Annotated in this window: 21 protein-coding genes and 1 tRNA gene; 10 read left to right on the forward strand and 12 right to left on the reverse strand. The window is 54.4% G+C overall.

All coding sequences use genetic code 11. The annotated features are described in order from the left end of the window. Positions 1 to 115 precede the first annotated feature (115 nt). Positions 116 to 1,147, reverse strand: coding sequence for a D-alanine--D-alanine ligase family protein (locus Q0711_RS01545; RefSeq protein ID WP_298612283.1), 1,032 nt, complete (start codon positions 1,145 to 1,147; stop codon positions 116 to 118). A 72-nt stretch (positions 1,148 to 1,219) separates the two neighbouring features. Between Q0711_RS01545 and Q0711_RS01550 the strand changes: the two genes are divergently transcribed. The 3 genes from Q0711_RS01550 to atpC all read left to right on the forward strand — a co-directional run bounded on the left by Q0711_RS01550 (position 1,220) and on the right by atpC (position 3,576). Next, entirely contained in the window at positions 1,220 to 1,414 is a 195-nt protein-coding gene (locus tag Q0711_RS01550; RefSeq protein WP_149817325.1) for a DUF2862 domain-containing protein, read from the forward strand. A gap of 227 nt (positions 1,415 to 1,641) precedes the next feature. Then, on the forward strand, positions 1,642 to 3,090 hold the full coding sequence (atpD, locus tag Q0711_RS01555; RefSeq protein ID WP_298612279.1) for a F0F1 ATP synthase subunit beta: 1,449 nt from the start codon (positions 1,642 to 1,644) through the stop codon (positions 3,088 to 3,090). Positions 3,091 to 3,159: 69 nt separating this feature from the next. After that, positions 3,160 to 3,576 (forward strand): ATP synthase F1 subunit epsilon, encoded by a 417-nt coding sequence (gene atpC / locus Q0711_RS01560; protein ID WP_298612276.1) that lies wholly within the window; start codon positions 3,160 to 3,162, stop codon positions 3,574 to 3,576. A 64-nt stretch (positions 3,577 to 3,640) separates the two neighbouring features. On the opposite strand, the gene prfB is transcribed toward atpC, so the two are convergent. Continuing rightward, a protein-coding gene (gene prfB / locus Q0711_RS01565) for a peptide chain release factor 2 (RefSeq protein WP_298612273.1) occupies positions 3,641 to 4,754 on the reverse strand; the annotation gives its coding sequence in 2 pieces (ribosomal slippage) (positions 3,641 to 4,678 and positions 4,680 to 4,754; 1,113 coding nt in all). 193 nt (positions 4,755 to 4,947) lie between these two features. Here prfB and ftsH4 point away from each other — a divergent pair. After that, complete coding sequence (ftsH4, locus tag Q0711_RS01570) at positions 4,948 to 6,816, forward strand: ATP-dependent zinc metalloprotease FtsH4 (RefSeq protein ID WP_299041400.1); 1,869 nt, start codon at positions 4,948 to 4,950, stop codon at positions 6,814 to 6,816. A 230-nt stretch (positions 6,817 to 7,046) separates the two neighbouring features. Here ftsH4 and Q0711_RS01575 read toward each other — a convergent pair whose 3' ends face one another. The 3 genes from Q0711_RS01575 to Q0711_RS01585 are packed head-to-tail and all read right to left on the reverse strand — an operon-like array spanning position 7,047 to position 10,237. Beyond that, on the reverse strand, positions 7,047 to 8,513 hold the full coding sequence (locus Q0711_RS01575) for a TldD/PmbA family protein (protein WP_298612267.1): 1,467 nt from the start codon (positions 8,511 to 8,513) through the stop codon (positions 7,047 to 7,049). 51 nt (positions 8,514 to 8,564) lie between these two features. Continuing rightward, positions 8,565 to 8,870 (reverse strand): 50S ribosomal protein L25, encoded by a 306-nt coding sequence (rplY, locus tag Q0711_RS01580; RefSeq protein ID WP_298612264.1) that lies wholly within the window; start codon positions 8,868 to 8,870, stop codon positions 8,565 to 8,567. A 23-nt stretch (positions 8,871 to 8,893) separates the two neighbouring features. After that, the gene (locus tag Q0711_RS01585) at positions 8,894 to 10,237 is read right to left on the reverse strand and encodes an adenylosuccinate synthase (protein ID WP_298612261.1); all 1,344 of its coding nucleotides are present in this window, start codon (positions 10,235 to 10,237) and stop codon (positions 8,894 to 8,896) included. A 142-nt stretch (positions 10,238 to 10,379) separates the two neighbouring features. Between Q0711_RS01585 and Q0711_RS01590 the strand changes: the two genes are divergently transcribed. The 4 genes from Q0711_RS01590 (at position 10,380) to Q0711_RS01605 (ending at position 12,097) form a co-directional block, all read left to right on the forward strand. Further along, positions 10,380 to 10,451 (forward strand) — tRNA-Thr (locus Q0711_RS01590). Between the two features lie 41 nt (positions 10,452 to 10,492). Continuing rightward, entirely contained in the window at positions 10,493 to 11,140 is a 648-nt protein-coding gene (gene ruvA, locus Q0711_RS01595) for a Holliday junction branch migration protein RuvA (protein ID WP_366142498.1), read from the forward strand. Positions 11,141 to 11,169: 29 nt separating this feature from the next. Further along, positions 11,170 to 11,325 carry a hypothetical protein gene (locus Q0711_RS01600; protein ID WP_298612255.1) on the forward strand — a complete coding sequence of 52 codons (156 nt, stop codon included), beginning with the start codon at positions 11,170 to 11,172 and terminating at the stop codon, positions 11,323 to 11,325. Between the two features lie 46 nt (positions 11,326 to 11,371). Then, complete coding sequence (locus Q0711_RS01605) at positions 11,372 to 12,097, forward strand: superoxide dismutase (protein ID WP_298617231.1); 726 nt, start codon at positions 11,372 to 11,374, stop codon at positions 12,095 to 12,097. On the opposite strand, the gene Q0711_RS01610 is transcribed toward Q0711_RS01605, so the two are convergent. From Q0711_RS01610 to rpsP, 4 genes are read right to left on the reverse strand one after another with little or no spacing between them, the layout of a single operon-like run. Further along, a complete protein-coding gene (locus Q0711_RS01610) occupies positions 12,039 to 13,061 on the reverse strand; it encodes a PhoH family protein (protein WP_298617229.1) in 1,023 nt (340 codons plus the stop codon). The genes Q0711_RS01605 and Q0711_RS01610 overlap by 59 nt on opposite strands. A 9-nt stretch (positions 13,062 to 13,070) precedes the next feature. After that, positions 13,071 to 13,244 carry a 30S ribosomal protein S21 gene (rpsU, locus tag Q0711_RS01615; protein ID WP_298612244.1) on the reverse strand — a complete coding sequence of 58 codons (174 nt, stop codon included), beginning with the start codon at positions 13,242 to 13,244 and terminating at the stop codon, positions 13,071 to 13,073. A gap of 3 nt (positions 13,245 to 13,247) precedes the next feature. Next, a complete protein-coding gene (locus Q0711_RS01620) occupies positions 13,248 to 13,601 on the reverse strand; it encodes a KH domain-containing protein (protein ID WP_298612241.1) in 354 nt (117 codons plus the stop codon). 3 nt (positions 13,602 to 13,604) lie between these two features. After that, entirely contained in the window at positions 13,605 to 13,856 is a 252-nt protein-coding gene (rpsP, locus tag Q0711_RS01625; protein ID WP_298612238.1) for a 30S ribosomal protein S16, read from the reverse strand. A gap of 106 nt (positions 13,857 to 13,962) precedes the next feature. Here rpsP and fabD point away from each other — a divergent pair, with 106 nt between their 5' ends. After that, positions 13,963 to 14,853 (forward strand): ACP S-malonyltransferase, encoded by an 891-nt coding sequence (gene fabD, locus Q0711_RS01630; protein WP_298612235.1) that lies wholly within the window; start codon positions 13,963 to 13,965, stop codon positions 14,851 to 14,853. Then, on the forward strand, positions 14,850 to 15,485 hold the full coding sequence (locus tag Q0711_RS01635) for a lysophospholipid acyltransferase family protein (RefSeq protein WP_298612232.1): 636 nt from the start codon (positions 14,850 to 14,852) through the stop codon (positions 15,483 to 15,485). Before fabD ends, Q0711_RS01635 begins: the two co-directional genes overlap by 4 nt. Here the strand turns inward: Q0711_RS01635 and gap are convergent. Genes gap through Q0711_RS01650 form a run of 3 tightly spaced genes read right to left on the reverse strand, consistent with a single transcriptional unit; the run spans position 15,482 to position 18,463 of the window. Next, positions 15,482 to 16,504: a type I glyceraldehyde-3-phosphate dehydrogenase gene (gene gap / locus Q0711_RS01640; protein ID WP_298612229.1), complete on the reverse strand. Its 1,023-nt coding sequence runs from the start codon at positions 16,502 to 16,504 to the stop codon at positions 15,482 to 15,484. The genes Q0711_RS01635 and gap overlap by 4 nt on opposite strands. 23 nt (positions 16,505 to 16,527) lie before the next feature. After that, entirely contained in the window at positions 16,528 to 16,863 is a 336-nt protein-coding gene (locus Q0711_RS01645) for a rhodanese-like domain-containing protein (protein ID WP_298617226.1), read from the reverse strand. A gap of 52 nt (positions 16,864 to 16,915) precedes the next feature. Next, complete coding sequence (locus Q0711_RS01650; protein ID WP_298612220.1) at positions 16,916 to 18,463, reverse strand: NAD(P)H-quinone oxidoreductase subunit N; 1,548 nt, start codon at positions 18,461 to 18,463, stop codon at positions 16,916 to 16,918. Between the last annotated feature and the right edge of the window lie 118 nt (positions 18,464 to 18,581).

Below are 18,581 nucleotides of genomic sequence, written 5' to 3' on the forward strand. Positions count from 1 at the left end.
ATTGTTTCATAACATGCCTAGCCATATAGTCTTATATGGCTATAGAGTTATTTAGTGGAATAAGTCAAGACCTTGATTCGCTGCCTTTATTGTTCTTCACATAAGGGGGAAGTCCCTAGCCGTGCCGTTCTAGCGCCAACTGCACCAAGCGATGAACTAACTCTGGAAAAGGCACGCCACTGGCCGCCCACAGTTGCGGGTACATACTCAGGGCTGTAAACCCCGGCAGGGTATTCACTTCGTTCATCAACACTTCCCCTGTGCTTGGGAGATAGAAGAAATCAAAGCGGGCAAGGCCGGCGGCATCAAGGGCTTGAAAAGCCTGTAGGGACAGGGTGCGGATCTGCTCACTCACTGCGGGGGGAATGTCCGCAGGGATATGGAGTTGGGCGCGACCCTCGGTATATTTCGTTTCGTAGTCGTAAAACTCACTGTTGTAGGTAATTTCCCCCACCACCGAGGCTTGGGGTTTGTCATTGCCGAGCACAGCGCATTCTAGCTCACGGGCAACTACACCTGCTTCAACAATAATGCGGCGATCCAATTCAGCAGCGGCCTCGAGGGCAGTTGTGAGTTGTTGGCGATTTTTTGCCTTGGTAATGCCCACTGAGGAACCAAGGTTGGCGGGTTTCACAAAGCAGGGATAGCCCAGTTCGGTTTCAATGCGATCGCACAAATGGTGGTAACGACAGGGATCCGACCAGAGGTCACTGCGCTGAAGGGCTACGTAGCGCACCTGGGGTAAGCCCACCGCGCCAAAGACCGTTTTCATCAGAATTTTGTCCATACCAATGGCCGAGGCGGCCACCCCTGAACCCACATAGGGGCGTTGCATCAATTGCAGCAGGCCTTGAATGGTGCCATCCTCACCGTTGGGGCCGTGGAGCATTGGGAACCAAACGTCAATGGTTTCAGCAACCGTAGGAAATTGCCAGAGGGACGCCTCTGGTGCTGGCTCAGCGGGGATGCCAACGCGGTCTGTCAAGCGCCAGTAACCATCTTTTTGAATATAGATGGGCACCACTTCATAGCGATCGCGATTGTCGCCTTCGGCAAAGGCTTGGGCGATCGCTGCTGCCGAGGCCACTGAAACCTCATGCTCCCGTGAGCGTCCCCCAAACAGTAGCCCAACCCGCAGACGACCCATAGTGTAAACCCGTGTGAATGTGACGGTTTCTTGGTAGGATTTTCAAGGATTATACAAAGTTTGGGAGTTGCTATGGACGTGGGGCAAAAAGTGCGCGTCTGTCGAATTCGCGATCGCGTCGCCCAAGACATCATTCAAAAACTCGGCCAAGTGGGTCAAATTACCGGTTTTAAGATGACCGATGGCAGTGGGGTTGGCGTTATTGTCACCTTTGACGACCGCTCCAGCACTTGGTTTTTTGAGGACGAAATTGAAGTCGTTGGCTAATTTCTGCCCTGCCGCCTTTTTCGCAGCAACTGCGCTGGGTCAATGAGACTCCAAACTTGGATCCGACCGAATCCGATAGAAAAAGGCCGCATTAGTGGTACGTTGTATTGTGGTGCGCTTGCACCAAGCGCTGCATTCCACTTTCAATCGCGATCGTTGTGCCCCTTGGCGAGCGATCGCCCTCTAAAAAACGCAAATGAATTTACCTAGACAGTAGGCAAACGTCCATGGTCATATCAGCAGAACGAACCAATGTAGGCTTTATTACTCAGGTCATTGGCCCTGTCGTTGACATTGAATTTCCCAGCGGCAAAATGCCCGCCATTTACAACGCCCTGCGGATTCAAGGCAAAAACGAGGCCGGCCTAGACGTGGCAGTTACCTGCGAAGTGCAACAACTGCTAGGCGATAACCGCGTCCGTGCCGTTGCCATGAGCAGCACCGATGGCTTAGTGCGGGGAATGGAAGTTGTTGACACCGGTGCCCCCATCAGCGTGCCCGTCGGGACGGCTACCCTTGGCCGCATCTTCAATGTGCTGGGTGAACCCGTGGACGAAAAAGGTGCCGTCAATGCCACTGAAACCCTGCCTATTCACCGTCCTGCCCCCAGCTTTACGCAATTGGAAACTAAGCCCTCGGTGTTTGAAACGGGCATCAAGGTGATTGACCTACTCACCCCCTATCGCCGTGGCGGTAAAATCGGCCTCTTTGGTGGTGCCGGTGTGGGCAAGACCGTGATCATGATGGAGCTTATCAACAACATTGCCACCCAACACGGCGGTGTCTCAGTGTTTGCCGGGGTGGGTGAGCGTACCCGCGAAGGCAATGACCTCTATAACGAGATGATTGAATCGGGTGTCATCAATAAAGACGATCCCAGCAAATCAAAAATTGCCCTTGTGTACGGTCAAATGAACGAACCCCCCGGTGCCCGGATGCGCGTAGGTCTGTCGGGGTTGACAATGGCCGAATACTTCCGCGATGTCAACAAGCAGGATGTTCTGCTGTTTATTGATAACATCTTCCGCTTTGTCCAGGCAGGTTCAGAGGTGTCGGCACTGTTGGGTCGGATGCCCTCTGCGGTGGGATACCAGCCTACCCTTGGTACAGATGTGGGGGCACTGCAGGAGCGGATTACCTCGACCACCGAAGGTTCGATTACCTCAATTCAAGCGGTTTATGTGCCTGCGGACGACTTAACTGACCCTGCGCCGGCAACCACCTTTGCTCACTTGGATGGTACCACCGTGCTCTCCCGCAGTCTGGCTGCTAAAGGGATTTACCCTGCGGTGGATCCCCTTGGCTCCACTTCCAATATGCTGCAGCCAGACATTGTCGGTGAAGAACACTATCAAACAGCACGCGCCGTCCAAGCTACACTACAGCGCTACAAAGAGCTGCAAGACATTATCGCCATTTTGGGTCTTGATGAACTCTCTGAAGAAGACCGCCTCACGGTGGCACGGGCACGGAAAATTGAGCGTTTCCTGTCGCAGCCCTTCTTTGTGGCGGAGGTCTTTACCGGTGCCCCTGGGAAGTATGTCCCCCTTCCAGAAACCATCAAAGGCTTCCAGATGATCCTCAGCGGTGAGCTGGATGATCTGCCAGAGCAAGCCTTCTACATGGTGGGCAATATCGAAGAAGCAAAAGCCAAAGCTGAAAAACTGAAAGCCTAGGTTTTGCAGAAGTAATAGAGGGTGGGGCAACCCACCCTGAGATTCCGATTGAGTGGCAAAGGAAGCGTTATGGTGATGACTGTTCGGGTAATTGCGCCCGATAAAACTGTTTGGGATGCCCCCGCCGAAGAAGTCATTTTGCCCAGTACGACGGGGCAGTTGGGCATTCTTTCCAATCATGCCCCCCTCTTAACTGCCTTAGAAATAGGTGTCATGCGGGTGCGCCAGAACCGCGAATGGGTGGCGATCGCCCTCATGGGGGGCTTTGCGGAGGTGGAAAACAACGAAGTGACCATCCTTGTCAACGGGGCTGAGCGCGGCGACAAAATTGACCTAGAAAAAGCCAAGGCCGAATTTGCTGAAGCCCAGGCTGCCCTTGCCAAAGCTGAACAGGGAGAATCCAAACAAGCCAAAATTCAAGCCACCCAAGCCTTTCGCCGTGCCCGTGCTCGCCTGCAGGCTGCAGGGGGTGTGGTGGAGATTTAGGTTCTCTTTCATTGGCTGAAATTTTGTCAAGACCTCCCCAACCCTTTAGGGGGAGGTTTTTTATTTAGCGGGACTCCTCTGTTTGTTGACGGAGATAGGCCTGGATAAAAGGATCGAGGTCACCGTCCATCACGTCCTGAACGGCTGTAGTTTCCACGTCGGTGCGTAGGTCTTTCACCAGTTGGTAGGGATGGAAGACATAGTTACGAATTTGGTTCCCCCAAGCCGCCTCAACGGCATCGCCACGAATATCGGCAATTTCCTTTGCTTTTTGCTCTTGGGCAATCACCAATAGCTTTGCTTTGAGAATGGCAAGGGCTTTTTCCTTGTTTTGCAGTTGCGATCGCTCTTGGGTGCAGCGGACGGCTAAGCCTGTTGGCTTGTGGACAATGCGCACTGCCGTTTCCACCTTGTTGACGTTTTGGCCGCCCTTGCCGCCACTGCGGGAGGTGGTAATCTCCAAATCGCTCTCGGGAATTTCCACTGTAACGGATTGATCTAGCTCTGGCATCACATCCACGCCGGCAAAACTCGTCTGCCGCTTACCATTGGCATTAAAGGGAGAAATGCGCACCAGGCGGTGGGTGCCCTTTTCCGAGCGCAGATAACCGTAGGCATAGCGGCCGCGAATCTCTAGGGTGGCCGACTTTATACCCGCTTCCTCTCCTTCCGACAGTTCCGCCAGATGGGTTTGGTAACCGTGACGTTCTGCCCAGCGGGTGTACATGCGCAGTAACATTTCTGCCCAGTCTTGAGCGTCAGTGCCGCCGGCGCCGGCATTGATTGTTAGGATGGCGTTATTTTTGTCGTAGGGTCCCTTCAGGAGCTGCTCCAGTTCCCAGCGGCTCAACTGGGTTCCTAGGTCTTTCAGCAGGGTTGTGGCTTCTGCTAGCAAAGATTGATCTGCTTCTAATTCAAGAAGCTCCAGAGCAGTTTCCACGTGCTCAAGTTTTTTTTGCCAATCCTGGAGTTGGCTGAGGGTGTCCTTAGTTTCAGTGAGCTGCTGTAGCGTAGCTTGGGCGGTTGCCGGATGATTCCAGAAGTCGGGTTGAGCCGCCGTGTGCTCAAGGTCATGAATTTTTGCCCTCAATGCAGCCGGGTCAAAGATAGTCCTGGGCATGACCCAGGCGATCGCGCAAGAGGGAAAAATCGCGTCTGAGGCTACTTAGGTCAACCATGCTACGATGCAAAAAGGTTAGATCAAAGGACAATACTCTAGTATAGCAAAAGCTTAACCATCTTTCCGAGGTTACTGGGCCTTGCTCAACTCGCCAACGGCGGAGGTGAATTAATCTTAAAGTTCTGACCCTTGCCCTCCATTCCTCCCAAGTGTCACTATGGACAGTAAGTACCCGCTGGGGAGCGTTTGTTATGGCCATTAAAGACTCACCGCAAGCACCGCGGAGCCGTCAAATTGGTAATTTTTTACTATTGCTGGGGGTAGGCTTTCTTCTACTGAATCTTCTACTGAATCTGTTCTTCCCGCAGTTGTTCTCACCGCGCCCACCTCAAGTTCCCTATAGTGTGTTTATCCACCAAGTGGAAGAAGGGGAGGTGAACCGCGTCTATATCAGTCAAGACGAGATTCTTTACCAACTCAAACCCAAAGGCGATCGCCCTGCCCAAGTGTTGGCCACCACCCCCATCTTTGACTTAGAGCTACCCAAGCGACTGGAAGCTCAGGGAGTGGAATTTGCAGCGGCACCCCCACCCCGCAATAGTTGGGTGTCGAACATCCTCGGCTGGGTAATTCCCCCGATTGTGTTTGTGTTAATCTTTCAATTCTTTGCCAGTCGCCAAGCGGGCGGGCCACAGGGCGTTCTCTCCATCAGTAAAAGCCGTGCCAAGGTTTACGTTGAAGGTGCAAACACAGGAATTCGCTTCGACGATGTCGCCGGGGTTGAGGAAGCCAAGGCTGAACTCGTCGAGATTGTTGATTTCCTAAAAAATCCCCAGCGTTATATTCAAATTGGTGCTCGCATTCCCAAAGGCGTGCTGCTCGTCGGGCCACCGGGAACAGGGAAAACCCTACTGGCTAAAGCGGTTGCCGGCGAAGCCAATGTGCCCTTTTTCTCAATTTCCGGATCGGAATTTGTGGAGCTATTTGTGGGTGTAGGGTCTGCCCGTGTGCGGGATCTCTTTGAGCAGGCGAAAAAGCAAGCCCCCTGTATTGTCTTTATTGATGAGTTGGATGCCATTGGTAAATCGCGTTCCAGCGCTGGCTTCTATGGCGGAAATGATGAGCGGGAACAAACTCTGAACCAACTGCTGACGGAAATGGATGGCTTTGATGCCACAGGGGCAACGGTCATTGTTTTAGCAGCAACCAACCGACCGGAAACCCTTGATCCAGCCCTACTGCGACCTGGACGGTTTGACCGCCAAGTGTTGGTGGATCGCCCCGATTTGAGTGGGCGGGAGGCAATTTTGAAAATCCATGCCAAAAAGGTAAAACTAGCCCCTGAAGTGGATCTGCACGCGATCGCCGCCCGTACACCGGGGTTTGCCGGCGCAGATTTGGCCAACTTGGTCAATGAGGCCGCCCTACTCGCGGCTCGCAATCAACGGGAAGTGGTGACCCAACAGGACTTTGCCGAAGCAATTGAACGCATTGTGGCCGGTCTTGAGAAGAAAAGCCGCGTCCTCAACGAGAAGGAGAAGAAAATTGTCGCCTACCACGAAGTGGGGCATGCCCTTGTTGGCTGTGCCCTGCCGGGGAGCGGTCGTGTGGAGAAAATCTCGATTGTGCCCCGTGGCATGGCCGCCCTTGGTTATACGTTGCAGTTGCCAACAGAGGATCGCTTCCTTCTTGATGAGCAGGAGTTGCGTGCTCAAATTGCCACATTGCTGGGGGGGCGATCGGCAGAGGAGATTGTCTTTGGCACCATCACCACTGGGGCAGCCAATGATCTGCAACGGGCAACGGATTTGGCGGAGCGGATGGTGCGCAGTTACGGTATGAGCAAAGTCCTGGGTCCCCTTGCCTTTGAGCAAAAACAGTCCAGCTTTTTAACGACCAATGGCATGATGTTGCGGGCAGTGAGTGAAGAAACCGCTCAAGCCATTGATCGCGAGGTCAAGGAAATTGTCGAGTCAGCCCACCAGCAGGCGCTCAGCATTCTCAAGGAAAACCGTGACCTTCTCGAAGCGATCGCCCAAAAACTCCTAGAGAAAGAAGTAATTGAGGGTGAAGAACTCCAGGAACTTCTTGCTCAAGTGAAAACTCCAGCCGCCGCCTAGGCGAGGGCGGCTTAAAAAAGCAAAAAAAAGACCAGTAAGCACTGGTCATTCAGTCCAATGTTTTGTCTCCGAAGAGAAGTTAAGGCACCCACCAGGCGGTGAGGGCGATTAAAAAGCTGCACTGCCTTTCCTTCCCTTCTTTTTCTATGATAATGTAGCCAAAGTCACAAAAATTCACATATAAAATCTTTAGGTATTTCTACTCAAACCCATAACCGCAGGTAATCAGTTTAGCGGCCACCCACGGTAATAGCGTCCACTTTGATATGGGGCTGACCGACAGTGACGTAAATGCTACCACTAATCGAGCCACAGAAGCCGGGGGCAAGGGCGAGATCGTTAGCAGACATAGAAATTCGCTGCAGAATTTCTTTGGCTTCGCCAATCAGTGTGGCTCCTTTGAGGGGGTGTTTGAGTTGGCCATTTTCAATCCAGTAGGCCTCCTCAACGGCAAAGTTAAATTGACCTGTGGCGCCGACGCTGCCACCTCCCATGCGTTTGCAGTAAATGCCGCGATCCACAGAAGCAATTAAGTCCTCAACTGTGTACTCGCCGGGAGCAATATAGGTATTGCGCATCCGCGAAGCGGCCGCATAGCTATAACTTTGGCGGCGGCCACTGCCCGTGCGCGGGTGCCCTGTACGCATCGAACCGGCGCGATCGCTCAAGAAATTCTTGAGGACGCCATTTTCAATCAGCAATGTGCGCTGTGCCGGCATCCCCTCATCGTCCATGTCAATGCTGCCAAAGGCGCCGGGGGTCATGCCCTCATCCCAGGCCGTCAAGTTTTCATGGGCAATTTTTTCCCCTTTTTTGTCGGCAAAGGGGGTGGTGCCCCGCTCAATTTGGGTGGTTTCCAAGAGGTGACCACAGGCTTCATGGAAGATCACACCGCCAAATTGGTTGGCCATGATTACGGGATAGGTACCCGATTCCACGTAGTCGGCATAGAGCATTTTGCCGGCTGCTTCAGCAACAGTGTCAGTCAAGGCAGTGTAGTCCCACTGGCGCAAAAAGTCGGGGTTACTGGTATCGCCATGGCGCTCACCAATGGAGGCGCGGTGTTCCCCGTCGGCACAGAGAACCGAGGCCACTGCCGACTGGGTGAGGCGAATATCGCGCCCAAACGTGCCATCGCTGGCGGCCACCATCACCTCTTGCCAATCGCGAAAATAACTGAGACGACGGGATTGCAGATGCTGAGTTTTCTGGCGCAGGCGATCGCTCCCCGCCAGGAGAATATCTGCCACTTCAGCAATCGAACTACAGGTGGCCAGCCAGCCTTCCTTGCGGCCTTGGGCATAGTCCCGCAGTGGTTCAAGGTGAACTTCAGGCACATAGGCTTGGGGACTGGGTAAGAGCAAGCCCATTAGGCCAAGGGCTTTCTCGAGAGCCGCCCGCAGCCCTTGGAAGCTCAGGTCATTGGTGCTCACATAGCAATCGCTGGTACCCCGAAAAACGCGAATCCCTGCCCCTAAACTCAGGCGAGGCGAGACACTCGTGAGGCGATCGTCCTCCACAAGGGTACTGAGGTAGTGGTTGCGCTCTAAGAAAATCTCAACAAAATCAGCGCCAGCCGCCCGTCCCAGTCCCAAGAGAGTGGCTAGGAGAGATTCCCAAGAGCCATCAAAGCGATCGCCTTGGGGGGAATAGTTAAGATGGGCAAAATCCGCAGAACGAAGTAGCGTGGCTGGCATTGTTAACAATCACTTAACATATCCCCACTATAGCAAATTCCCCCTCAGAGACTAGTTTTCAGCTTTGGCTAAAAAGGAGAGGTGGTAGAGGGTATCCCTGGCGGGGTGGGTTTGCACCTCCTGAAGCACCACTGTTCCCTGCCACGGCAGCTCGGGCACGGAAAGCTGAATGGGGGTTTTCTGAGGACGAGCATCCCGCACCAAAAGTTCGGCGGCATGGCTATCCACCACCAAGGCAACGGAGGATGCAATGGCAGGGCCATAGAGGACAGCAGGGGTTTTGCCCTCACGCCGCAGGGCATTGGGCTTAGCATTGGCAGGGCGTAGTTGCCCCTCGATGGTTAAGGAACGAGACATTGCTGCAACTCCAACTAGGATTACTAAGATAAAACGGGATGGACTTGGGTGCCATCATCTTTGAGGAGTGCCCGTTTGGGGCCGTGAATCGGATCCTCAACAATGATGGTTTGGCTGCGCTCTGCTCCCAAGGAGACAATTGCAATGGGAACAGACATAATTTCAGCCAAAAACTTCAGATAGTTCAATGCCGCCTTGGGCAGATCATCGAGGGAGCGGCAATGACGGGTGGATTGCTGCCACCCCGGCAGGGTTTCATAGATGGGACGACAGCGGGCAAACTTGAGGGCATTGCTGGGAAAGTGTTCGCACCGCTCACCGTCAATATCGTAGGCAACGCACACCTTGATTTCTGGCAATTCATCCAAAACATCCAGCTTTGTAATGGCCAAGCAATCCAGACCATTGATGCGCACAGCGTAGCGGCCGATTACTGCATCAAACCAGCCACAGCGACGGCGTCGCCCAGTCGTGGTGCCAAATTCAGCACCGCGATTGCCCAAGAGTTCGCCCACCTCATCCAAGAGTTCTGTTGGAAAAGGCCCTTCGCCAACCCGAGTGGTATAGGCTTTGGCCACACCAATGACGCGGTCAATCATCGTCGGCCCAATGCCGGCTCCGACACAGGCACCCCCGGCCACAGGGTTTGAGGAGGTGACGTAGGGATAGGTGCCGTGATCGAGGTCTAAGAGGGTACCTTGGGCACCTTCAAAGAGAATGTTGCGCCGCCGACGGATGGCATCATCGAGCACGAGGGAACCATCCACGATGTGCGATCGCAGGCGCTCACCGTAGGCACAGTATTCTTCAATGATCGGCTGGGGTTCGAGGGGAGCAAGTCCATAAAGTTTTTCGAGGATCAAATTCTTTTGGGCGATCGCCCACTCCAGCTTGGCAGCCAACTGCTCTGCATCCAGCAAATCCAGCATACGGATGCCCACGCGCTCCGATTTATCGGCATAGGTGGGGCCAATTCCCCGTCCCGTCGTACCAATGCGGTGGGCGCCCCGCCGCTCCTCAGCGGCAATATCCAACTGGCGGTGGTAGGGCATCGTCACATGGGCGGTTTCTGCAATCAGCAGATTCTCCGTGCTCACCCCCAACTGTTCCAGTTGCTCCAGTTCCTCAAGGAGTACCTTGGGATCTACCACTGTTCCCGCCCCAATGATGCACTGGGTATCGGGGTAGAGAATCCCCGACGGAATCAGGTGCAATTTCAGGGTTTGGTCCTTGACGACAATCGTGTGACCTGCGTTAACACCGCCCTGATAGCGAACTACCACATCGGCAGACTTGCTCAGGAGATCGGTGATTTTGCCCTTACCTTCATCGCCCCACTGGGCACCAACAACGACGACGTTTGCCAAGTGATTTTCTTAACTCGTTAATTAACACAATCGTCTATTGTAACCCTTGGGGCAGATGGACACAAGCGCGCAATCGCAAAAATTTTTCCACTGCCCTGCCCGTTCTCGGGGCGATCGTGCTAGCATAAGTAATGCCTTGAATGCCGATGTAGCTCAGCGGTAGAGCACTCGATTCGTAATCGAGCGGTCATGAGTTCGAATCTCATCATCGGCTTGGCTACTCTATTGCCAAGAATCCGCGAGCAGAAACCGACTGTGTTTGCCTACCTCAAAGGAACTGTTGTTGCCCATCAATCCGAGGGTGGTCATCGCTCTGCCCTCATCCTAGAGGTAAATGGGGTGGGGTATCGCTTGCTAGTCACCTCCCATCTTTTGCGGCAATACCCACCAAGTGCTGAGGTGGTGCAGATTTTTACCCATCTCAGTGTCCGTGAAGACCAGATGCTCCTCTATGGCTTTGCCTCGGCAGCGGAGCGGGATCTCTTTGGGCGTTTAATCCGTGTCAATGGGGTTGGGCCGCAGATGGCGCTATCGTTGCTGGATACCCTGCCTCTGCCGGAACTAGTGCAGGCAATCGTGAGTGGTAATGCCCGTCGTCTAAGCCGCGCGCCAGGGGTGGGCAATAAAACCGCTGAACGGATTGCCCTTGAACTCAAAGCTGCATTGAGTGCTTGGCGAGAGGAAACAGGGTTAACAACCGCTCCCGCTGGCGTGCCCACCGCAGCGCTGCGTGAAGAACTGGAGTTGACTCTTTTGGCTCTGGGCTATAGCGATCGCGAAATTGAAGCTGCCCTCACCGCCGTCGGTCAAATGGGTACTCTCGCCAACAGTAGTGATCCAGAGGCATGGCTGCGGGAAACCATCACCTGGCTAAGTGCTAATACCTATACCAATTCAATTTGAAGATAGGGCTAATAAAGGCTTTGTAATGAGTGACCACACTGTCAAAGAGCCATCCTCGCCGCCGTCATCTGAGACGATACAGCTTGCAGCTTTTGACCCAAGGTTTCCAAGGGAATGATTTGCGATCGCTCCTGGAGGGACTACCCCCCCGTCAAGCCCAACAACTGCTGCTGTGCCAAAGATAATTCTGAGGGGCTTAAACTATTAGCGGGAACATCTCACGTACTCATTATGCCCCTAACCCGTCGTCAAACCCTCGGCCTCCTTGTCGGCAGTGCTGCTACCCTCTGGTTGCGATCGCGTCCCGCCGTGGCTCAAGGTGAGCCGTTAGAAATTTATGGGCTGCCCCCCTTGCCCTATGCCTACGACGCCCTGGAGCCGGTCATTGATGCGGAGACGATGCACCTGCACCACGATAAACACCATGCGGCCTATGTGAAGACACTGAACAAGGTCCTGACACCCTACCGCCAATGGCACGGGCTAGCTATTGAAGACCTCCTACGCCGCATTCGCCAACTACCCACTGCCATCCAACAAGCCGTACGCAACCATGGGGGTGGCCATGCCAACCATTCCCTCTTTTGGCAAAGTATGGCGCCGCAGGGTGGCGGTGAACCCACCGGGGACTTGGCCACAGCAATTGCGGCCACATTTGGTTCTTTCTCGGAGTTTCAAACTCAGTTTCAGGAGGCGGGTCTGCGGCACTTCGGCAGTGGCTGGGTCTGGCTTGTGCTCACGCCCCAAGGGAATCTAGAAATTACCACCACGCTGAACCAAGATTCTCCGCTGATGCAGGGGCAACTGCCCATCTTGGGCAATGATCTGTGGGAACATGCCTACTACCTAACGTATCGCAACCGCCGCGATCAATACCTAGAGGCTTGGTGGCAGGTGGTTAATTGGCCTTGGTTGAGCGATCGCTACGCCCAGATGCGCGCTCTTTTGGCTTCGTGAGCAAGGCCTGCTCATGGCGATCGTAGGCATCAATAATCCGCTCCACAAGGGGATGGCGAATCACATCCCCCTTGGTTAAATAGCAAAAGGCAACCCCTTCTACGTCCTTGAGAACTTTTGTGGCCACACTGAGGCCGGAGGTTTGATGGTCTGGTAAATCCGTTTGCGTCAGGTCTCCGGTCACCACCAAGCAGGAGTTAAAACCAATGCGGGTCAATACCATTTTCATTTGGGCAGGGGTGGTGTTCTGTGCCTCATCAAGAATGACAAAGGCATTATTCAGGGTACGCCCCCGCATGTAGGCCAAGGGCGCCACTTCAATCACCCCTCGCTGCATCAGGTTACTAATTTTCTCCGGCTCCACCAGTTCGTAAAGGGCATCGTAGAGAGGGCGCAAATAGGGATCAATTTTTTGCTGCAGATCCCCCGGCAAAAAGCCCAGTCGCTCCCCTGCTTCCACTGCAGGCCGCGTCAAGATTAACCGCTCATAGGTACCCGCGAGCAACGCCTGAACCGCCAAGACGGTGGCCAAGAATGTTTTGCCGGTTCCCGCCGGCCCAATGCCAAAGGTCAGCGTATGACTGCGAATCGCTTGCACATACTGGCGCTGGCGAAAGGTTTTGGCGCGAATAATATCACCGCGACGGGTGCGAGCCAGAATATCCTGTTGCAGCTCTTGGAGGGCTTCCCGCTGTTGGGTATCGTAGGCCTGGCGGACGGTGAGAATATCTACCCCCGACACTGGCCGTCCCTCACGCCAGAGGGTACCGAGGTCTTGAATGAGTTGTTGGCAGAGTTGGATTTGTGCAGGGGTGCCCGTGATGCACAGATCGCGCCCCCTTAACACGAGGGTCGCCCCTGTTTGAGCGGCAAAGATGCGTAAATTGGCTTCTTGCTCACCGACAAGGGCGATCGCGCTCTCCGGGCTATGAAGATCAATCGTGAGGCTTTCCCTCGTGGTCATACCTCAAACTTAGCGGTTGCGCTTGCGGGCGGCCTCCTGTTTGCGCTTACGGCGTAGGCTGGGTTTTTCGTAACGTTCACGCCGTTTGACTTCCGAAAGAATGCCCGCCTTTTGGATTTTTTTCTTGAATCGCCGTAGGGCGGACTCAATGGATTCGTTTTCACCTAAACGCACTTCAGTCACGCGCTAACTTTGCCTCCTTGATGATGGATAGGAACGACGACGGGATCGCCGCGGGCGATCGCCCCCTTGATGATCTATTTTAGGCGTACTTTTGGCATCGTCGTAAACATCTAGGTAAACCTGCTGACCGGCAGCTTGAGCGGCAGCCTGGAGAACTGCTCGAACGGCATGGAGATTACGACCGCCACGGCCATAGACCCGCCCCTTGTCTTCACCGGCAAAGGCAAGGCGTACCCAAATGCGAGAATTGGCAGGGGAAAACTCTGCATGCAGCCTCAGAGTTTCTGGAGCCTCCATAAACGGCTCAAGCAGGAAACGAATGAGGGCAGCGTAGTTGGGAGCAGCCGACTCGGTCATTGCCTATTTTTTGGCAGTTTCGGGGAGAAGATTAGCTTTGACAAAGAGCCGCCGCACGGTATCTGTGGGCTGTGCGCCCTGCGCCAAACGCCGCTTAATCGCCTCTTCGTTGAGGCGCACTTCATCCCGGATCGGATCGTAGAAGCCCAATTCCTCAAGGGCACGCCCATCGCGGCGATCGCTATTATTCATGGCCACAATTCGGTAGGTGGCGTTCCGTTTTTTGCCGTAGCGCTTAAGACGCAGTTTAATCATGTCAGCCTATGGAGATAGAAGGGGCAGCTTTTTCTCGACAATTTTCCAGTATAACGGACATGCCAAATCGGGTAAAGTAGATTGCGGTTCGAGTTGAGCACTGCCGATGACGAAGACAGCATGGTTATTTCCCGGCCAAGGGTCGCAACATCCAGAGATGATGGCGGATTTGCTGACGGCCTATCCCCCAGCCAAGAAGCGGTGCGAAGAGGCAGCGGCAATCCTGGGGTGGTCGGTTCCAGACTGCTGTGCAGGCCGCATCGGCAATTTGCATCAAACCCTTTACACCCAGCCGAGTTTGTTTGTGCTGGAGAGCCTGTTGGTGGATGCCCTCAAAGAGCGGGGGGCAAAAGCGGATTTTGTGGCGGGTCACAGTCTTGGAGAATACGCTGCCCTCTATGCCGCGGAGGTCTTTGATTTTGAAACGGGGCTGAAGTTGGTGCAGCGGCGAGCCGAACTAATGGATGCCGCCGGGGGGGGCAAGATGGTGGCCTTGCTGGGGTTTGACCGCGAGCAGTTACAAGGGGCGATCGCTAGCACCCCCCATGTCGTTCTCGCCAATGATAACCATCCGGAGCAGGTGGTGATTTCGGGGCTGCCGCAAGCGGTGGACGCTCTGCTAGGGAAAATTAACGTGAAACGAGCGGTGCCCCTGAATGTGAGTGGGGCATTTCATTCCCCCTTTATGGCGGAGGCTGCGGCCACGTTTGCCACCCTACTGGATGAGTGTACATTCCAAGAGGCAATCTTTCCCGTCTTGAACAATGTTGACCCCCAACCCACCAGGGATGCAGCGGTGATCAAGGCACGGTTACAATCCCAGATGACCGGTGCTGTGCGCTGGGTAGAAACCTGTCATGCCCTTGCGGCGGCGGGGGTGAGCCAAGCCTTAGAAATTGGCCCCGGCAATGTCCTGGCGGGGTTGGTTAAACGCACCACCCCAGAGATTGCGGTTACTAGCGTTGCCACAATTGCCAGTTTGGAGAGCCTTGGGTGAGTCGCGATCGCGAGCCGCTGATTAGCCTCCTCCTCTATCATCTCTTCAAATGGTCGGTGGTGAGTCCACTGCTGCACACCTATTTCCGCGGGCGCATTTATGGTGCCGATCACGTACCGCTGCGGGGTCCCTTGGTGGTGGTGGCCAATCACGCCAGCTACTTTGATCCTCCCTTGATCTCCAACTGTGTGCGCCGCCCTGTGGCTTGGATGGCCAAGGAGGAATTGTTCCAGATTCCTATTTTTCGCACCTTGATTACTTGGTACGGTGCCTATCCCGTAAAGCGGGGAGCCGGCGATCGCCGCGCCCTGCAGGCTGCCCTCAACGCCCTAGAGCAGGGATGGGCGGTGGGGGTTTTTCTTGAGGGCACACGCACCCCCGATGGTCGCATCCATGACCCGAAACTGGGGGCAGCACTGATTGCGGCCAAAGCCCAAGCGCCGCTGTTGCCCGTCTGCCTCTGGGGAACGCAGGAGATTCTCAAAAACAGCCCTTTCCCCCGCCCAGCTCCCATTACCGTCCGCATTGGCGCGCCCATTCCGCCACCGCCTACGGGCGATCGCGCCCTCCTAGAGGCGGTGACCCAGCACTGCTGCGACGTTATCCACCATCTCCACGACTTAGGGCGCTAGAGCAGTCCCTCTTTAGCAGCCATTATTTTCAGTAGATCCACCACCCGGCAGGAGTACCCCCACTCATTGTCATACCAAGCAACCACCTTGAAGAAGTGGGGGTTGAGTTCAATCCCCGCCGTGGCATCGAAGATACTGGAGCGGCCATCGCCAATAAAATCACTGGAGACCACTGCCTCTTCGGTATAGCCCAAAATACCCTTGAGTTCCCCCTCGGCGGCCGCCTTCATGGCAGCGCAAATTTCGGCATAGCTGGTTGCCTTCTCCGTTTTGAATGTTAAATCCACCACCGAGACATCAGGGGTGGGGACGCGAAAGGCCATCCCTGTCAGTTTGCCCTTCAGTTCTGGCAAGACCAGTGTTACTGCCTTAGCAGCTCCCGTAGAAGCCGGGATAATATTTTGACCCGCTCCCCGGCCGCCACGCCAATCCTTCTTACTGGGGCCGTCCACGGTGGGTTGGGTTGCTGTGACCGAGTGCACCGTTGTCATTAGACCCTCGGCTAACCCAAACGTCTGATGTAAAACCTTAGCCACCGGTGCCAAGCAATTCGTGGTGCAACTGGCATTAGAGACAATCACATCCACCGCTGGATCAAAGGCTGCCTCATTGACCCCAACGACAATCGTTTTCACCTTATCGGCATCCTTGGTGGGGGCTGAAATTACCACGCGTTTAGCACCCGCTTGTAAATGCTGAGCTGCGCCCTCATAGCCAGTAAATAACCCCGTGGACTCAACCACGTAGTCGGCACCAACCGACCCCCAAGGCAGTTCGGCGGGATTGCGAATGGCCGTACAGGGAATAAACTTGCCATCCACTTCAATGCCCTCCGCTGTGGCTTTGACGGTACCCGGATAGATGCCGTGGGTGGAATCATACTTGAAGAGATAGGCCAAGTTATCCGCCGGCACCAGATCGTTAATGCCGACAAACTCGATATTGTCGTAGGCGAGACCCGCCCGCAGCACCAAGCGGCCAATGCGGCCAAAGCCATTAATGCCGACTTTCAAGGTCATGAGAACTCTCCCAAGGCAATCAACTAGTAACGGGGTAGGGTTGGATCCACTGCCGCAGCATAGGCATCAATGCCACCGACAATGTTCTTCACATCGCGGAATCCCTGCTGAATCAGCCAGTGACCCATTTGTGCCGAGCGCACACCGTGGTGGCAGAGGACCAAGGTTTCCCGACCTGGATCAAAGAGCTGACAAATTTGGGGTGACCATTGGGGAAACGCACTCAAGGGCAAAAGGGTGAAGTGAGGCAGGTGGGCGATCGCCCATTCCTCTGGTTCTCGCACATCAATGAGTTGCAAGGTCTCCGCCTCCGTGGCTAGGCGCTGCGCCAATTCCACCACTGTGATTTGTCCGAGCATAACTTCCCCTCGATTCTAGGAGGATAGAGCGGAGATCGTCGTGAAATCATCCTTAAGATTCGCCCGCGGGGGGAAGGGACTGGTAGGCCACCGTCGTCACTGTCGGTTGATTGGCCAGTTGGGGCACATCCAGCACGGCCGTATTCACCAAGTTAAAGAGGGGATTGGCCAAGATACCCGCTAAGGAAGTGGCAATGACCGTCACCACCAAACCCACCTGCAAAGGACGCATGCCAAAACTCGACCAAGACACCTCTGGGTAGTTTTGCACTGCTAGCGACATTTCGTGGGGTTCCTTGACCACCATCATTTTGACGACGCGGATGTAGTAGTAAATAGAGATGACGCTCGTCAAAAGACCCAATAGCACTAGACCATAGGCTCCCGCTTGCCAGCCCGCCCAGAAGAGATAGATCTTGCCAAAGAAGCCGGCCAAGGGCGGAATCCCCCCCAGAGAAAGCAGACATAGACTCAGACCAAGGGTGAGGAGGGGATCTTTTTGATAGAGACCCGCATACTCACTAATTTGATCGGTGCCCGTGCGCAGGGAGAAGAGAATGACACAGGTAAAGGCACCTAGGTTCATGAAGAGGTACACCAGCAGATAAAAGAGCATACTGGCGTAACCTGCCTCAGTGCCAACCACAAAACCAATCATCACAAACCCGGCTTGACCAATGGAAGAGTAGGCCAGCATCCGTTTCATGCTGGTTTGGGCAAGGGCAACCACATTGCCGAGAATCATGCTGAGAATTGCCAGCACTGTAAAGATAAGTTGCCATTGATCGGTCACACTGGGGAAAGCCAAGGTTAAAAAGCGAATGGCAAGGGCAAAACCGGCAGCCTTGGAGCCTACGGAAAGAAAAGCCACCACGGGTGTAGGGGCGCCTTCATAGACATCGGGCGTCCATTGGTGAAAGGGGACAGCAGAAATTTTGAAACTAATCCCGGCAATAACAAAGACCAAGGCGACCACCAAACCGAGGGATTCCGCGGACAGGGCTTGGGCAATTGCCGGCAACTGGGTGTATCCACCGGAAAGACCGTACAACAGGGATGAGCCGTAGAGAAAAATGGCAGAACTGGCGGCCCCAATTAGGAGATATTTTAAGGCAGCTTCGTTGGAGCGACTGTCTCGCTTGGTGTAGCCGGCGAGGAGATAGGAGGCAATACTCAGAGTTTCTAGGGCTACAAAGATAAACACCAGTTCTTGGGCACCGGCAATAAACATGCCACCCACCGTGGCCGTCAGTAGGATGGTCATAAATTCGCCAAGGGAGCTGCCGGTTTGTTCCACATAGCGAATGGACATGAGAATGGTGCCCAAGGCGGAAAGGGCAATCAGTCCGCGGAAAAACAGGCTGAGGCGATCGCTAATAAAACTGCCGAAGAAACTGACGGTGTCGGACTGTGTCCAGAGGGGAATCATTGTGGCGATCGCCCCCCCTAAACCCACAATGGCTAAGTAGGGAGTCCAGCGATCCGCCTGCCGTCCCTGAATCAAATCCGCTAGGAGGACAACAAGTAGCGTTATGATCACGAGGGTTTCCGGCAAAATGGTGCCTGCATTGAGCTGTCCAGCCAGTGTCACCAAATCCATAACTCTTTCCGCACCTTGATGGAATCCCCCATATCTTATCACCCAGATTTTCATTTCACTGTTGGCGCGAGATCGGCTTCTGCTTATGAATGGGATTAGTTTTTACCAATCGCGGCGA

Origin of the sequence: uncultured Thermosynechococcus sp. (genome assembly GCF_937958135.1) — a bacterium.
Classification (GTDB): domain Bacteria; phylum Cyanobacteriota; class Cyanobacteriia; order Thermosynechococcales; family Thermosynechococcaceae; genus Thermosynechococcus.

What these genes read in the sequence shown, in the direction of transcription:
- Q0711_RS01545 (WP_298612283.1), bottom strand. Translation starts at nt 1,147, where the DNA reads ATGGGTCGTCTGCGGGTTGGGCTACTGTTTGGGGGACGCTCACGGGAG.
- Q0711_RS01550 (WP_149817325.1), top strand. Translation starts at nt 1,220, where the DNA reads ATGGACGTGGGGCAAAAAGTGCGCGTCTGTCGAATTCGCGATCGCGTC.
- atpD (WP_298612279.1), top strand. Translation starts at nt 1,642, where the DNA reads ATGGTCATATCAGCAGAACGAACCAATGTAGGCTTTATTACTCAGGTC.
- atpC (WP_298612276.1), top strand. Translation starts at nt 3,160, where the DNA reads ATGGTGATGACTGTTCGGGTAATTGCGCCCGATAAAACTGTTTGGGAT.
- ftsH4 (WP_299041400.1), top strand. Translation starts at nt 4,948, where the DNA reads ATGGCCATTAAAGACTCACCGCAAGCACCGCGGAGCCGTCAAATTGGT.
- Q0711_RS01575 (WP_298612267.1), bottom strand. Translation starts at nt 8,513, where the DNA reads ATGCCAGCCACGCTACTTCGTTCTGCGGATTTTGCCCATCTTAACTAT.
- rplY (WP_298612264.1), bottom strand. Translation starts at nt 8,870, where the DNA reads ATGTCTCGTTCCTTAACCATCGAGGGGCAACTACGCCCTGCCAATGCT.
- Q0711_RS01605 (WP_298617231.1), top strand. Translation starts at nt 11,372, where the DNA reads ATGCCCCTAACCCGTCGTCAAACCCTCGGCCTCCTTGTCGGCAGTGCT.
- Q0711_RS01610 (WP_298617229.1), bottom strand. Translation starts at nt 13,061, where the DNA reads ATGACCACGAGGGAAAGCCTCACGATTGATCTTCATAGCCCGGAGAGC.
- Q0711_RS01620 (WP_298612241.1), bottom strand. Translation starts at nt 13,601, where the DNA reads ATGACCGAGTCGGCTGCTCCCAACTACGCTGCCCTCATTCGTTTCCTG.
- rpsP (WP_298612238.1), bottom strand. Translation starts at nt 13,856, where the DNA reads ATGATTAAACTGCGTCTTAAGCGCTACGGCAAAAAACGGAACGCCACC.
- fabD (WP_298612235.1), top strand. Translation starts at nt 13,963, where the DNA reads ATGACGAAGACAGCATGGTTATTTCCCGGCCAAGGGTCGCAACATCCA.
- gap (WP_298612229.1), bottom strand. Translation starts at nt 16,504, where the DNA reads ATGACCTTGAAAGTCGGCATTAATGGCTTTGGCCGCATTGGCCGCTTG.
- Q0711_RS01645 (WP_298617226.1), bottom strand. Translation starts at nt 16,863, where the DNA reads ATGCTCGGACAAATCACAGTGGTGGAATTGGCGCAGCGCCTAGCCACG.
- Q0711_RS01650 (WP_298612220.1), bottom strand. Translation starts at nt 18,463, where the DNA reads ATGGATTTGGTGACACTGGCTGGACAGCTCAATGCAGGCACCATTTTG.